The sequence below is a fragment of the Amycolatopsis sp. NPDC088138 genome, assembly GCF_044741685.1.
Lineage (GTDB): Bacteria > Actinomycetota > Actinomycetes > Mycobacteriales > Pseudonocardiaceae > Amycolatopsis.
The window spans coordinates 161604-176741 of record NZ_JBIUTB010000006.1; the positions used below are offsets into that span (position 1 = coordinate 161604).

The 15138-nt window shown below is 72.0% G+C and carries 8 protein-coding genes; 7 read left to right on the forward strand and 1 reads right to left on the reverse strand.

From position 1 onward, the window contains the following. Window positions 1–121: 121 nt before the first annotated feature. Window positions 122–1312: a sensor histidine kinase gene (locus ACIOD2_RS32535; RefSeq protein ID WP_400546725.1), complete on the forward strand. Its 1191-nt coding sequence runs from the start codon at window positions 122–124 to the stop codon at window positions 1310–1312. On the opposite strand, the gene ACIOD2_RS32540 is transcribed toward ACIOD2_RS32535, so the two are convergent. Continuing rightward, complete coding sequence (locus tag ACIOD2_RS32540; protein ID WP_323336483.1) at window positions 1286–1924, reverse strand: histidine phosphatase family protein; 639 nt, start codon at window positions 1922–1924, stop codon at window positions 1286–1288. The two genes, ACIOD2_RS32535 and ACIOD2_RS32540, sit on opposite strands and share 27 nt — an antisense overlap. Window positions 1925–1980: 56 nt before the next feature. Between ACIOD2_RS32540 and ACIOD2_RS32545 the strand changes: the two genes are divergently transcribed. From ACIOD2_RS32545 to ACIOD2_RS32570, 6 genes are all read left to right on the forward strand, one after another. Further along, window positions 1981–3999 (forward strand): cytochrome c oxidase assembly protein, encoded by a 2019-nt coding sequence (locus ACIOD2_RS32545; RefSeq protein ID WP_400546729.1) that lies wholly within the window; start codon window positions 1981–1983, stop codon window positions 3997–3999. A gap of 136 nt (window positions 4000–4135) precedes the next feature. Further along, on the forward strand, window positions 4136–5812 hold the full coding sequence (gene ettA, locus ACIOD2_RS32550) for an energy-dependent translational throttle protein EttA (protein WP_400546732.1): 1677 nt from the start codon (window positions 4136–4138) through the stop codon (window positions 5810–5812). A 16-nt stretch (window positions 5813–5828) separates the two neighbouring features. Then, window positions 5829–8552 (forward strand): hypothetical protein, encoded by a 2724-nt coding sequence (locus ACIOD2_RS32555; protein ID WP_400546735.1) that lies wholly within the window; start codon window positions 5829–5831, stop codon window positions 8550–8552. Window positions 8553–9053: 501 nt separating this feature from the next. Continuing rightward, entirely contained in the window at window positions 9054–14063 is a 5010-nt protein-coding gene (locus ACIOD2_RS32560; RefSeq protein ID WP_400546738.1) for an NAD-glutamate dehydrogenase, read from the forward strand. Beyond that, window positions 14060–14479 (forward strand): acyl-CoA thioesterase, encoded by a 420-nt coding sequence (locus ACIOD2_RS32565; protein WP_400546740.1) that lies wholly within the window; start codon window positions 14060–14062, stop codon window positions 14477–14479. Before ACIOD2_RS32560 ends, ACIOD2_RS32565 begins: the two co-directional genes overlap by 4 nt. After that, entirely contained in the window at window positions 14472–15107 is a 636-nt protein-coding gene (locus ACIOD2_RS32570) for a hypothetical protein (RefSeq protein WP_400546743.1), read from the forward strand. The genes ACIOD2_RS32565 and ACIOD2_RS32570 overlap by 8 nt, the downstream gene beginning before the upstream one ends. The last annotated feature ends 31 nt before the right edge of the window (window positions 15108–15138 follow it).

Consider the following 15138-nt stretch of genomic DNA (forward strand, 5'->3'; position numbering starts at 1 on the left):
GCGTTGACAGGCTCGTCGCGGGAGGGGAAGCTGGGCCCGTCGTTAAACTGAGATGAATACGGCGACGTTTTCATTTCAGGTCGGCTGATCGGGGTGGGGCCTCGGTCGCGGGGAGGACGTCGTGAGGGTTGTACTGCTCGGCGGCGCGGGGGCGCTCGCCGGCGGAAGCGGGCGGTTCGCGCCCGGCCTTTCGCTGGTCCAGGGCGCCGTGCCGCGGCTCGTGCTGGTCCCGGTCGTGTTCCGGCTGGCGCTGTTCCTGCAGGCGCTGTGGGCCGCGGACACGGTCGCCACGCCGGTGCTGTGGTTCGGCCTGGTGGTCTACGTGCTGCCGAACCTCCTCGAGCTCGCCTGGGTCTTCCGCCGCACCACCGGCATCCGGCGGGTGCTGGCCGCCGACACCACGTACACGCTCGTCACGAGCCTGGCCGCGGCGCTGTTCGCGGCGCACCCGGCCTTCGCCGACCTGCTGGCGCTGACCTGGCCGAACATCATGGGCACGGTCATGATCTGGACGCTGCTGCGCGGCGCGCTCGCCGGTGGGGCGGCGGTCGCCGGGGCGGTGCTCCTGCGGTACGTGATGGCCGCGGTGTCGGGCACGTCGGCGCCCGCGACCTGGATCCTGCTCGCGCTGGTCGCCGCCGCGGGGACGTCGCTGGCCATCGTGGTGCTGGTCGCCGGGTCGATGCGGTTCGCGCTCGGGCTGGGCGAGCAGCGCGGCCGGGCCGCCGAACGCGAACGGCACCGCCGCGACGTCCACGACACCGTGCTGCAGGTGATGGAGGCGCTCGCCCTGCCCTCGCCCGGCGACCTGCGCGATCCGGGCGCCAGCCTCGACCAGGTCCGCCGCGCCGCCCGCGCGCACGCCCTGCGCCTGCGGCTGAGCCTCGAAGGTGACGCGCCGGCCGAGCCGGGCGGCCTGGAACACCGGCTCGGCGCGCTGACGGTCGAGATGATGGCGGAGGGGCTGCGGGTCGACCTCGTGGTGCTCACGAAGGTCACCGAAGTCCCCGAAGGCGTCGTCAACGCACTTCACGACGCCGCACGCGAAGCTCTGCGAAACACCTTGAAGCACGCGAAGACGCCTCGCGCGGTTCTGTGCCTCGAAGAGACCGAAGGCGTCCTCACGGTGTCGGTGCGCGACCACGGGACCGGCTTCGACCTCGGCGCCCGCCGCGCCGGGTTCGGCATCGAGAACTCGATCCACGCCCGGCTGGCGGAGATCGGCGGTGGCGCCCGCATCGATTCGGCGCCCGGCCAGGGCACCCGTGTGGTGCTGAGCGCCCCGCTAGAGCTGCGTTTCCCCGTCGGGTGAGTCCCGCCACTGGTGGAACGGCCGGTCCAGCGTCCACTTGCCGTCGTGCTCCTCGAGCACGCGGTATTCGCAGGTCCCCGGATTGGACAGCGATTCGAAGAGTTCGACGCTCCAGCCGAACAGCCGGCGGCACAGCAGCCGCAGCGTGAGCCCGTGGGAGACGATCAGCACCGTCTCCGGGTGATGTTCGTCGCGCCGTTTCAGGTCCGAGAGGAAACCGGCGACGCGGTCGTCGACGTCGGCACCGGACTCGCCGAAGGGCAGCCGGTAGAAGAAGTGCCCGAACTCGTTGCGCCGCGCCTTCTGGATCTCCTGGTCGGCCGGGTCCTGGAGGTTGCCCCAGTCCTGCTCGCGCAGCCGCGGCTCCTGCAGCAGCCGTTCGCACGAGGCCCGGATGTCCAGCAGCCGCAACGTCTCCCGGGTGCGCAGGTACGGACTGACGTACACGGCGGGACGCGCGCCGTCGAGCAGCCGGACGATCTCCGGCGCGACCGCGACGGCCTGCTTCCGGCCCGCGTCGGTCAGCGGCAGGGCGTGGTCGGGGATCCGTGTGTAGGCGAGCTCGTCGACGTTGCCGAGGGACTCGGCGTGCCGCAGCAGGATCATCTTCACGCCTCCATCCTGCCCGTCACGCGGGTGTTACCGCGGCTGGGCATACCCTCTGGGACGTGTCCAGCGAGCCCGTGACGAAATCCGGCGCGCCCGCGCGGCGCCGGGCCAGTGTGCTGCCCCTGCTCGCCGTCGGCGTGCTGCTGGCGGCGGTCGTCGCCGTCGGGCTGATCGCGCTGACCGGCGGCGCCGGCTACGTCATCGCGGGCCTGCCGGACCCCGGCCTGGTCACCAAGTACGGCATCACCGTCATGCGCGTGCTGTCCGAGGCCGCGTCCGTGATCTGCGTCGGCTCGCTGCTGCTGGCCGCGTTCCTGGTGCCGCCGCAGAAGTCCGGCACGCTCGGCCCCGAGGGCTACGGCGCGCTGCGTGCCGCCGGGATCGCCGCCTGGGTGTGGTTCGCCGCGGCGCTGCTCTCGGTCGCCTTCACCGCGGCGGACACCGCGGGCAAGCCGTTCGGCGACGTCCTGGACCCGCAGACGCTGCTCGACCTCGTCGGTGCCATCGAGCAGCCCAAGGCCTGGCTGTGGACGGCGCTGATCGCCGTACTGGTCGCGCTCGGCTGCCGGCTCGCGCTGTCCTGGGGCTGGACGGCGGTGCTGTTCTTCCTGGCCGTCGGCGGGCTGGTCCCGGTCGCCGTCACCGGCCACTCCGCCAGCGGCGGCTCGCACGACGTCGCCACCAACAGCCTGCTGTTCCACCTGGTCGCCGCGTCGCTGTGGGTCGGCGGCCTGATCGCGCTGCTGGCGCTGGGGTACCGGCGCGGGGCGCACCTGAGCCTGGCCGCGCAGCGGTTCTCGCGGCTGGCGCTGGTCTGCTGGATCGTGATGGCGATCTCCGGCGTGATCAACGCGCTGGTCCGGATCAGCCTGAACGACCTGTTCACCACCGACTACGGCCTCCTGGTCGTCGCCAAGACGGTCGCCCTGCTGCTGCTCGGCGTCTTCGGCCACCAGCAGCGCCGCAAGGGCGTCGCGGACCTCGTCGACGGCCGGGGCGGCGGGCAGCTGATGCGCCTGGCCGCGGTCGAGATCCTGATCATGTTCGTCACGATCGGCATCGCCAGCGGGCTCGCCAGGACACCGCCGCCGGCCGACGCGATCACCCAGCCGTCCACGACCGAGCTCCTGATCGGCTACAACCTCGACGGCGAGCCGACGGTGTGGCGGCTGCTCTTCGACACCCGCTTCGACCTGGTCTACGGCACCGTGGCGCTCGTCTTCGGTGTGCTGTACCTGGCCGGTGTCCGGCGGTTGCTGCGCCGCGGCGACACCTGGCCGGTCGGCCGCACCGTCGCCTGGATCGCCGGCTGCGTCGTGCTGCTGATCGCGACGTCCTCGGGCATCGGCCGCTATTCGCCGGCCATGTTCAGCGTCCACATGGGCAGCCACATGCTGCTGTCGATGGTGACGCCGGTGCTGTTCGTGCTCGGGGGCCCGGTCACGCTCGCGCTGCGCGCGCTGCCCGCCGCGGGCAAGGACGACCCGCCCGGGCCGCGCGAGTGGATCCTCGCGTTCGTGCACTCCCCGGTGTCGCGGTTCCTGACCCACCCGGTCGTCGCGCTGCTGCTGTTCGTCGGCTCGTTCTACGCGCTGTACTTCTCCGGGCTGTTCGACAACGCGCTGAACTACCACTGGGCGCACCTGGTGATGAACGCGCACTTCCTGCTCGCCGGCTACGTCTTCTACTGGCCGGTGATCGGCGTCGACCCGGCGCCGCGGCGGATCCCGTACCTCGCCCGGCTCGGGATGATGTTCGCCGCCATGCCGTTCCACGCGTTCTTCGGCGTGATCCTGATGAGCAGGCAGACCGTGATCGGGCAGGCGTTCTACAGCCAGCTGCACCTGCCGTGGGTCACCGACCTGCTGACCGACCAGCGGCTCGGCGGCGGCATCGCGTGGGCGGCCGGCGAGATCCCGGTGCTGCTGGTGCTGATCGCGCTGCTGGTGCAGTGGGCGCGCCAGGACGAGCGGGAGGCGAAGCGGCGTGACCGGCGCGAAGACCGCACCGGTGACGAGGAGCTGAACGCGTACAACGCGATGCTGAAGAACATGGCCGACGGGAAGCGCGCCGAATAGTCTCGACTTCGGGTTGAGCTTGAGACTGGGTCCGACCTCCGGCAAAACGGCCGTTCCGGTGATCCGCGGCTGACTTTCGGTAGCCCGACGGTGACCGGCGTCAGGTCGCGATCACGTGCGCTCTACGATCGTGCGTATGGCCGAGTTCATCTACACCATGAAGAAGGTGCGCAAGACCGTCGGGGACAAGGTCATCCTCGACGACGTCAGCACCGCGTTCTACCCCGGCGCCAAGATCGGCGTGGTGGGTCCGAACGGTGCCGGTAAGTCCACCGTTCTCAAGATCATGGCGGGGATCGAGACGGCCAGCAACGGCGAGGCGTTCATCCAGCCGGGGGCGACCGTCGGCATCCTGATGCAGGAGCCGGAGCTCAACGAGGAGAAGACGGTCCGGGGGAACGTCGAAGAGGGCCTCGGCGAAATCAAGGTCAAGCTCGACCGCTACAACGAGATCGCCGAGCTGATGGCGACCGACTACAGCGACGAGCTGATGGAGGAGATGGGCTCGCTCCAGGAGGAGCTGGACCACGCCGACGCCTGGGAGCTCGACTCGACCGTCGAGCAGGCCATGGACGCGCTGCGCTGCCCGCCGCCCGAGGAGGGCGTCACGCACCTCTCCGGTGGTGAGCGCCGCCGCGTCGCGCTGTGCAAGCTGCTGCTGTCGGCGCCGGACCTGCTGCTGCTCGACGAGCCCACCAACCACCTGGACGCCGAGAGTGTCCTGTGGCTGGAGCAGTTCCTGTCGCGCTACGCCGGTGCCGTCCTCGCCGTCACCCACGACCGGTACTTCCTGGACAACGTGGCCCAGTGGATCATGGAGCTCGACCGCGGCCGCGTCGTCGGCTACGAGGGCAACTACTCCACGTACCTGGAGAAAAAGGGCGAGCGCCTCGCGATCCAGGGCAAGAAGGACGCGAAGCTCGCGAAGCGCCTGAAGACCGAGCTCGAGTGGGTGCGGTCCAACGCCAAGGCGCGCCAGACCAAGTCCCGGTCGCGGCTCGACCGCTACGAGGAGATGGCGGCGGAGGCGGACAAGCACCGCAAGCTCGACTTCGAAGAGATCCAGATCCCGCCGGGCCCGCGCCTGGGCAGTGTCGTGGTCGAGGTCGACAAGCTCAAGAAGGGCTTCGACGACCGCGTCCTCATCGACGGCCTGTCGTTCGACCTGCCGCGCAACGGCATCGTCGGCGTGATCGGCCCGAACGGCGTCGGCAAGACCACGCTGTTCAAGACGATCGTCGGGCTCGAGGAGCCGGACGACGGCATCGTCAAGATCGGCGAGACGGTCAAACTGTCCTATGTGGACCAGAACCGCGGCGGGATCGACCCGAAGAAGACCGTCTGGCAGGTCGTCTCCGACGAGCTGGACTACATCCACGTCGGCCAGACCGAAATGCCGTCGCGGGCCTACGTCTCGGCGTTCGGCTTCAAGGGCCCGGACCAGCAGAAGCCGGCGGGCGTGCTCTCCGGTGGTGAGCGCAACCGGCTCAACCTGGCGCTGACGCTCAAGCTGGGCGGGAACCTGATCCTGCTCGACGAGCCGACGAACGACCTGGACGTCGAGACCCTCGGCTCGCTGGAGAACGCGCTGGAGCAGTTCCCGGGCTGCGCCGTCGTGATCTCCCACGACCGGTGGTTCCTCGACCGGGTCGCGACGCACATCCTGGCCTGGGAAGGCACCGAAGAGAACCCCTCGCAGTGGTTCTGGTTCGAGGGCAACTTCGAAGGGTACGAGAAGAACAAGGTGGAGCGGATGGGCGCCGAGGCGGCCCGCCCGCACCGTGTCACCCACCGCAAGCTGACCCGCGACTGAGGGGGCGGGTTTCCCCGTGGAAGCCAGCAAGCAGCACCGGACGGGCCCACCCTCGGGCACCGAGGGCGGGCGCTCCGCCAATGCCGGGGGAACCCTCTCCGCCGTCGGGCGGCTCATCGAGCGGGCGGACGCGCTGTACCTGCGCGCGCCCGAACTCGCCCTGGTTCTCGGCGAGCGCGCGGCCGCGCTGTCCGAGGCCGCCGGCGCCGACGAGCAGTGGATCCGGGCCGAGAGCCTGGTCGTGTCCGCGCGGGTCCGGCTCGGCGACCGGCCGGCCACCGTCGGCCGCGCGGTCGCGGCCCTGCGCGCGGCCGAGCACGCCGGCTACGGCGACATCGCCGCCCGGCTGCGCATCGACCTCGCCGTCTGCGCCCGCAGCCTGGGCGTGCCGCTGACCGGGCTCGCCGCGCTGCGCCCGGTGCTCACCGACCCCGTCGTCTCACCGGTGCACCGCGCTTCGGCGCTGACGCACCTGGTCGGCTGCCTCGCGCAGATCGGGCGCAAGTCCGAGCTGGACCGGGTGCTCGTCGAGGCCGACAAGCTCGTGCTGGGCGACGACTCGCTGGGCGCCGACACCCAGCTGCTGGTGCGGGCGCTGCTGCGGGTCGGCACGGCCGCGCACCGGCGCCGCCACGGCGACCTGACCGCGGCGGCCGACGCCGCCCGCACCGGGCTGGGCTTCCTGGAGAAGCTCGACAACCCGGCCGACGACGGCGGCCTCGTCCGGATCCGCCTGGTCCTGCTGCTGGTGAGCACGCTGCTGGACCGTGGCGACAGTGACATGGCCTACGAGATCGCCGAGCCGATGCTGGCCGAACCGGTCCGCGCGGCGGGCGTCGCGCCCGCGAGCTGGCTGCGGCTGGCCGTCGCGACCCGGATCCACCTCCCGTCGGGCTCCGGCGAAGCGGCCATCGAGATGGTCCGCGAAGCCGTGGCGAGCACCGACCGGCACGGCCTGTCCGCGGTCACCGCGCGGCTGTGGCTGGAGCTGGCGCAGCTGCACGAACGCTTCGGCCAGGCCGAGGAAGCCATCGCCTGCCTGTACCGCTCGCGCGCGGCCGAGCAGCTGCACGCGCGGGCCCGGCGGCAGGCGTGCAACGTGCTGGCCGGCGAGTTCGGCACCGGCGAGCCGGCCTCGATCGACCTCGACGAGGTGCTCAAGGCGGTGCCGTCACGGCCGGTCCCGGTCGTCGCGGCCGAGCCCGCCGCGCCCGTCGCCCCGCAGCCCGAACCTCCCCGTGCCGCCGCGCCGGCGTGGTCGTTCGGGAACCGTGAAGAGCAGGCGCCGGCGCCCGCGTGGTCGTTCGAGCAGCCCCGCGTGACCGCCGACGCCGCCGAGACCTCGCTGATGCCGGCGGTGCGCGACGAACCCGCGCCGCCCCCGGCCCGGCGGCCGGATCCCCGGGTGCGCCCGGAGCCGGTGGCCGTCGAACGGCGCCCCGAGCCGGCCCCGGCCCGCCCGGAGCCGATCGAGGTGCGGTCCGACCGGCCTGCGGAGTCCGGGTACCGTCCGGAACCCGTCGAAGTGCGGGCCGCGGATCCCGGGTATCGCTCCGAGCCCGTCGAGGCGCGGTCCGAACGGCCCGCCGAGTCCGGATACCGTTCCGAGCCCGCCGTGGGTCGTTCTGAGCGGCCCGCGGAGCGCGGCTACCGCTCGGAGCCGGTTGAGGTGCGGTCCGAGCGGCCTGCGGAGCCTGCCTACCGCCCCGAGTCCATCGAAGCGATGTCCGAGCGGCTCCCGGCGCCCGGACATCGCCAGGTGCCCGCGGAGCCTGCCGCGGCGCGGTCCGAGCAACCCGGCCACCGTTCCGAGCCCGTCGAAGTGCGGCCGCAGCCGCCGGCCGAGGCCCGTCCCGGACGGCGGGCCGCGCCGGAGCCGCGTCTGGACCCCATCGAGGTCCGGTCGACGCCGGAACGGCGGCCCGACCCTGCCGATCCGCCGTGGCGGCGGACCGGTCTCGAACCCCGGCCCGAGCCGATCGAGATCCGCGCCGAACGCCGTTCCGAGCCCGACTTCCGGCCGGAGCCGGACGAGGTCCCGGCCGAGCGGCGTGCCGAGCCCGACGGAAACGGGAAGGCCAAGTTCTCCTGGGCCGCCGTCGCGGAGGCCCGGCTGCGGGAGACCGCCGCCGAGCGCGAGTCGGCGCCCACCCGCATCACCCCGGCGCTGCCGCTCGCCCCCGAGCCGGCGGCCGAGCGGGAACCCGTGCGCCGCGAACCCCAGCCGTCGACGCGGCACGACTCCGAACACGGTTCCCAGTCGGTGCTGGACCGGCTCGGGATCTCCGCGTCGGGCGGTGGTGGCGGTGGTCGTGGCCGTCGCCGGGCCGAGGACGCCGACAGCCCGCGCGAGGAACCGCCCCCCGCACGGCCCCAGGAGGAGCTCGCGCCGGCGCCGCGTCCCGAGGACTACAGCGACGACGCCGAGCCGTGGCTGCCACGGCTGCGGATGCCACCGTCGCTGGAGCCGATGGAGGACTTCGGGAACTGGACGCCCGCGACGGCGCCGTTCCCGGAGAGCTACGCGCGCGCCATCTCCGAGGACGAGCCGCCGCCGGACGCCGGTCTCGCCGACCTGCTGGCCCGCGCACTCGCCGAGCACCAGGCGGGGACGGCCAGCGCCGCCGCGCTCGTCAAGCAGCTGGGGTCGCAGGACAACGGCAGCCGCCGCAACGGGCACGGCCGCAACGGCCACGGCGCCGAGGTCGCGGACTCCCGCCGCCACGGCTCACCGGACTGACCCACCGTTCCGGCTGTCGCGAAATCGATGCACCGCCGGCGCCGAAGAGCCGAGGCGCCGGCACGCGGCGAGCCGGGCGGATCCGGCAAATCGGTTACGCGGTACGCCGTTCAGTCGGTGAGACGCCCGGTTTTGTCGCCCATCTGCCACGCCGCCCGGGAAGTGGGATGCGTCGCACTTCGCTGTCGGTGACCGGCCGTCACCGCTCGCCGAACGGCTCGGTGCCCGCCCCCGACCGGGTCAGCTGAACCGATCATGTAGCCGCTGCCTCGGGTGACGGCCACCGCGTTGGGCTGGTCAGCGCCACACGCGGGCGCGGAACACAACCCGCCGGTAGCTTTACCGATCACGCGAATCCGCAGGCCCATAAGGGTTTTCCCGCGCTCGGGAAGCTCCGGGTCTTCGTGTGCGCTCCCGTCCCGGCGGATTAGTGTGGGGTGGCCGGAGTTCAACGCCGAACCGGCGCGGTGTCACCCCACGCATCTTGGAGAGTTGCCTCGAATGAGCTCGACCGGAGTCTCGTCCCCACCCGGAACCGGAGCCGCCACCGAACCCGAGTTCGGTACCCCGCGCTCCACCGCCAGCCCGGAACAGATCAGGGACGACCTGATCGACACCGCTGCCGGGCTGGCCCCGGAGATCGGCGAGCTCATCCGGCTCTTCTACCGGCACATCCCGGCCGAGGAGATCGTCGGCGACGAGCCGGTCAACCTGGTCGGCGCGGTCCGCTCGCAGCTGCAGCTGGCCAAGTCCCGGATGCCCGGCCGCCCCGCCGTGCGGCTGCTCAACCCCACCGTCGCCGAAGACGGCTGGGCCCGTGAGGCCACCGTCGTGCAGGTCGTCACCGACGACATGCCCTACCTGGTCGACTCGATCGCCGCGGAGTTCGCCCGCGACGGCGTGCAGGTGCAGCGGATCGTCCACCCGATCGTCGTGGTCACCCGCGACCTGACCGGTGAGCTGCAGGAGGTGCACCCGGACGCCGACCCGGGCGAGCCGCCCGCGAACTCGGCCGCCGAGTCGTGGATGTACATCGAGATCGACTTCGTCACCGACCCGAACCGCGCCCGCGAGCTCGACAACCGGCTCGCCAGCGTGCTGGGCGACGTCCGCGAGGTCGTCGAGGACGCCGACAAGATGGCCCAGACCGCCTGCCAGCTCGCGAGCGAGCTGGAGACGGACCCGCCGCGGCTGCCGGCCCACGAGATCGCCGAGGGTGCGCGGCTGCTGCGCTGGCTGGCCGACGGGCACTTCACCTTCCTCGGCTACCGCCGCTACGAGCTGATCGAGAACCCGCACCCGGACTCGGACGAACCCGCCCTGCGCGCGGTGCTGGCGTCCGGCCTCGGCGTGCTGCGCCAGGACAGCCTGGCCGCGCGCGGCCTCACCGCGGGCCCGGACACCGCGACGTCCGCGCTCGCGCCGTCGCTGCTCGTGCTGACCCAGGCGAGCGCGCCCTCGACCGTGCACCGGCCGGTCTACCCGTACTACGTCGGTGTGAAGACCTTCGACGCCGAGGGCACCGTCACCGGTGAACACCGGTTCCTCGGCATGTTCACCACCACCGCGCTGCACGAGAACGTGCTCGACATCCCGGTGGTCTGCGACCGCGTCCGCGAGGTCATCCACCGCGCCGGGTTCCCCATGGAGTCCTTCTCCGGCCAGCGGATGCTCGAGGTGCTGCAGAACTGGCCGCGCGCGGACCTGTTCTCCGCCGACACCGACTCGCTCTACTCGACGACGACCGGCGCGATCACGCTGTCCGACCGCCGCCGGCTCCGGCTGTTCCTGCGCCGCGACCCGTACGGCCGCTTCTACTCCTGCCTCGTCTACCTCCCGCAGGACCGCTACACGACGCGCTCGCGGCTGGCGATGCAGGAGGTCCTGCTCGAGGAGCTCGAAGGCACCCAGCTCGAATACAGCGCGCGCATCGGGGAAACCGTGCTGGCGCAGGTGCACTTCATGGTGCACACCGACCCCGCGCGCCGCCTGGAGCCGGACACCCCGCGGATCCAGGACCGGCTCAACGACGCCGTCCGCAGCTGGGACGACCGGATGGTCGAGGCCGTGCTCGACGAACGCCGTGAGCGCTCCGACGGCGGCGTCGCGGTCGGTGTCCTCGGCGAGGAGTCGGCGACCGAGCAGGGCCAGCGCTACGCGAGCATCTTCCCCGAGGGCTACAAGGAGGACTTCTCCGCCGGCGAGGCGCTGGCCGACCTCCGCGCGCTCGACTCGCTCAACGACGAGGGCGACCTCGCGCTGTCGTTCTACCTGCCGGCCGACGCCGAGCCCGGCGAGCGGCGGTTCAAGCTCTACCTGCGCGGCGAAGGCGTGACGCTGTCGAAGGTGCTGCCGGTGCTGCAGGCGATGGGCGTCGAGGTCGTCGACGAGCGGCCCTACGAGCTGCACCGCGAGGACGGCGGCCCGTGCTGGATCTACGACTTCGGCCTCCGCATCAGCCAGAAGATGCTCGGCAAGCAGGCCGACGACGCCGCCGTGACCGAGCTGCGCGACCGGTTCCAGGACGCCTTCCAGGCCGCCTGGCGCGGTGACGCCGAGGTCGACGGCCTCAACGGCCTCGTCCTGCGCGCCGGGCTCACCTGGCGCCAGGCCGCCGTGCTGCGCGCGTACTCGCGGTACCTGCGCCAGGCCGGCAGCGCGTTCTCCCAGGACTACATCCAGAACACGCTGCTGAACCACACCGACGTCGCCACGAAGCTGCTGCGGCTGTTCGAAGCCCGGTTCGACCTGCACCTGTCCGACGTCGACCGCGACGCCGCGACCGAGGGCCTGGCGGCCGAGCTGAACGAGATGATCGACGAGGTCACCAGCCTCGACGAGGACCGGATCCTGCGCCGCCTGACCGCCGTCATCCGCGCCACCCTGCGGACGAACTACCACGTCACCGACGCCGACGGCGCGCCACGGCCGTACCTGGCGATCAAGCTGGACCCGAGCGGCGTGCCCGACCTGCCCGAGCCGCGCCCGCGGTTCGAGATCTTCGTGTACTCGCCGCGCGTCGAAGGCGTGCACCTGCGCTTCGGCGAGGTCGCGCGCGGCGGCCTGCGCTGGTCGGACCGGCGGGAGGACTTCCGCACCGAGATCCTCGGCCTGGTCAAGGCCCAGGCGGTCAAGAACGCCGTCATCGTGCCGGTCGGCGCGAAGGGCGGCTTCGTCGTGAAGCGCCCGCCGGTCCCGAGCGGCGACTCGAGCTACGACCGCGACGCCCAGCTGACCGAGGGCATCGCCTGCTACCGCATGTTCATCGCCGGCCTGCTCGACCTGACCGACAACCGCGTCGAGGGCAAGACCGTGCCCGCGCCGGGTGTCGTCCGGCACGACGCCGACGACTCCTACCTGGTCGTCGCGGCCGACAAGGGCACCGCGAAGTTCTCCGACATCGCCAACGAGATGTCGGCGCAGTACGGCTTCTGGCTCGGTGACGCCTTCGCCTCCGGCGGTTCGGTCGGCTACGACCACAAGGCCATGGGCATCACCGCGAAGGGGGCCTGGGAGAGCGTCAAGCGGCACTTCCGCGAGCTGGGCAAGGACACCCAGGCCGAGGACTTCACCGTCGTCGGCATCGGCGACATGATGGGTGACGTCTTCGGCAACGGCATGCTGCTGTCCGAGCACATCCGGCTGGTCGCGGCGTTCAACCACATGCACGTCTTCCTCGACCCGAACCCGGACGCGGCCTCGACGTTCGCCGAGCGCCGCCGGCTGTTCGACCTGCCGCGCAGCTCCTGGGACGACTACGACCGCTCGCTGATCAGCGAGGGCGGTGGCATCTACCCCCGCTCGGCCAAGTCGATCCCGGTCAGCCCGCAGGTGCGCGAGGCCCTCGGCCTCGGCGCGGACGTCACCGCACTGGCGCCGATGGACCTGATCCAGTCGATCCTGCTGGCGCCGGTGGAACTGCTCTGGAACGGCGGCATCGGCACCTACGTCAAGGCGGAGAACGAGACCCACGCCCACGCCGGCGACAAGGCCAACGACGCCATCCGCGTCGACGGCAAGCAGCTGCGCGTCAAGGTCTTCGGCGAGGGCGGCAACCTGGGCCTGACCCAGCTCGGCCGGATCGAGTTCGCCCGCGAGGGCGGCCCGGAGCACGACGGCGGCAAGATCAACACCGACGCACTGGACAACTCCGCCGGCGTCGACTGCTCCGACCACGAGGTCAACATCAAGATCCTGCTCGACCACCTGGTGCAGACCGGGAAGCTCGAGCAGGCCCAGCGCAACGAGCTGCTGGAGGAGATGACCGACGAGGTCGGCGCGCTGGTGCTGGCCGACAACTACCGGCAGAACGCGGTGCTCGGCGTCAGCCGGGCGCACGCCGGGCCGATGGTCTCGGTGCACGCGCGGCAGGTGCAGGCGCTGGTCGCCGCGGGCGCCTTCGACCGCAAGCTCGAGGCGCTGCCGAGCAACTCGGAGTTCCGCGAGCTGGAGAAGGCGGACAAGGGCCTCACCTCGCCGGAGCTGGCGACGCTGCTGGCGCACGTCAAGCTGGAACTGAAGGACGAGCTGCTGGCCAGCGACCTGCCCGACTCGCAGGTCTTCGCGGGCCGGCTGCCGGAGTACTTCCCGCAGCCGCTGCGCGAACGGTTCGCGCCGGCGATCGGCGAGCACCCGCTGCGCCGCCAGATCATCACCACGCTGATCGCCAACGAGGTCGTCGACGGCGGCGGCATCTCGTTCGTCTACCGGCTGATGGAGGAGATGAACGCGACGGCGACCGACGCGGTGCGCGCGTACGCCGTCGTCACGCGCGTGTTCGACCTCCCGGCGCTGCGCGACGAGATCGACGCGCTGGACAACGTCGTGCACACCGACCTCGCCGACGAGATGGTGCTGGAGACACGGCGGCTGCTCGACCGGGCCGCGCGCTGGTTCCTCACCAACCGGCCGCAGCCGCTCGCGCCGCTGGCGGAGATCAACCGCTTCGGGCGGGTCCTCAACGACCTCGTGCCGAAGATCGGCGACCTGCTGCGCGGCCGGGAAGCGGAGTCCGTGCAGGCGAAGGCCGACGAGCTGATCGCCGGCAACGTCCCGGCCGGGCTCGCCCGCCGGATCGCCCTGCTGCTGCACACGTTCGGCCTGCTCGACGTCACCGAGGTGGCGGAGCTGGCCGAGCAGCAGATCGGCGTGGACGCGACGCACAGCCCGGCCGAGACGGCGGAGTTGTACTACGCCCTTTCGGCGCACCTGGACGTAGACAAGATGCTCACCGAGATCAGCGCGCTCGAACGCGGCAACCGCTGGCACGCCCTCGCCCGGCTTTCGCTGCGCGACGACGTCTACGGCTCGCTGCGGGCGATCACGCTGGACGCGTTGCGCCACAGCGATCCCGGGTCGTCCGCCGACGACAAGATCGCGCAGTGGGAGAAGACCAACTCGTCCCGGCTGCAGCGGGCGCGCGTCGCGCTCGACGAGATCACCAAGTCCGGCCGGCTCGACCTGGCGACCCTTTCGGTGGCGGCCCGCCAGATCCGGAGCACGGTGCGGTGACCTACGTTTCGCTGGTCCGCCCGCGCTGGACGGACATGGACGTCTACGGGCACGTCAACCACGCCAAGATGGTGACGCTGCTCGAAGAGGCCCGCATCCCGCTGCTGTTCGAAGGGGCCGTCAGGGCCGGGGTGGAGCAGCTGCCCAAGGGCATCGTCGTGGTCAAGCTCGCGGTGGCCTACCGCAGGCCGATCGTCGTGTCCGGGCAGGACCTCCGCGTCGACATCGACCTGACCGAGCTGAAGGCGGCGAGCTTCACGCTGTCCTACCGCGTGCACGGCGGGCCGGCGGAGTCCGACCCGGTCGCGGTCACCGCGGAGACGGTGCTGGCGCCGTACGACACCGTCGCGTTGCGGCCGCGTAGGCTCACTCCGCCCGAGTCGGAGTTTCTGAAGCAGGGGTTCGCGGATGCCTGAGTTGTTGGTGCCGGACGCGGCGGACCGGGAGACCCTCGGTGCGTTCGTCGCCCGCGCGGTCCGGCTGGACGGCCAGACGGCCGTCCGGCTGCGCCAGCGCGGTGACGGCGTGGTCGAGGCCTGGACGGTGACGCCGTTCGAGTGCCTGGCGACCCGCGCGGTGGCCGGCGACGTCACCCCCGGCGACGTCACGGTGTCCGGCAACGAGCTGCTCGCCGCCCTGACGATCGCGGGCGGCCCGCGGATGGACCCGGGCCCGGCCCGTGACCTGCTGTGGCACGGCGAGCTGCCGCCGACCGGCCGCTGGCAGCTGGTCGACGAGCTCCCGGCGCATGTCGTGGCGGAGCTGGCCGACCGCGGTGTCACGCTGGCCCGCGACAACGCGGGCCCGCACGGCAACCCGCCGGCGTCGCTGATGGACCAGGCGGTGCTCACCGTCAGCGGCGGCTCGCTGGAGGTCAAGGTCCAGATGCGCTGCCTGTTCGCGTTGTCCGGCATGGGTTTCGTGGACTCGGGCGTCGAGGGCGACGTCGTCCGCGTGACGGCGACGGACTCGTGGCTGCGCCTGGACGCCCGGTACGGCGCGATCCTGCGCCGCCGCCACGCCCTGCTGCCACTGCTGTTCTGACAGAGTTCTTACGGCTCCCGCCGGTCCGCGC

Bases quoted from the DNA above. Each gene is read 5' to 3' on its own strand.
- ettA (WP_400546732.1), top strand. From the start codon at position 4,136: ATGGCCGAGTTCATCTACACCATGAAGAAGGTGCGCAAGACCGTCGGG.
- ACIOD2_RS32560 (WP_400546738.1), top strand. From the start codon at position 9,054: ATGAGCTCGACCGGAGTCTCGTCCCCACCCGGAACCGGAGCCGCCACC.
- ACIOD2_RS32570 (WP_400546743.1), top strand. From the start codon at position 14,472: ATGCCTGAGTTGTTGGTGCCGGACGCGGCGGACCGGGAGACCCTCGGT.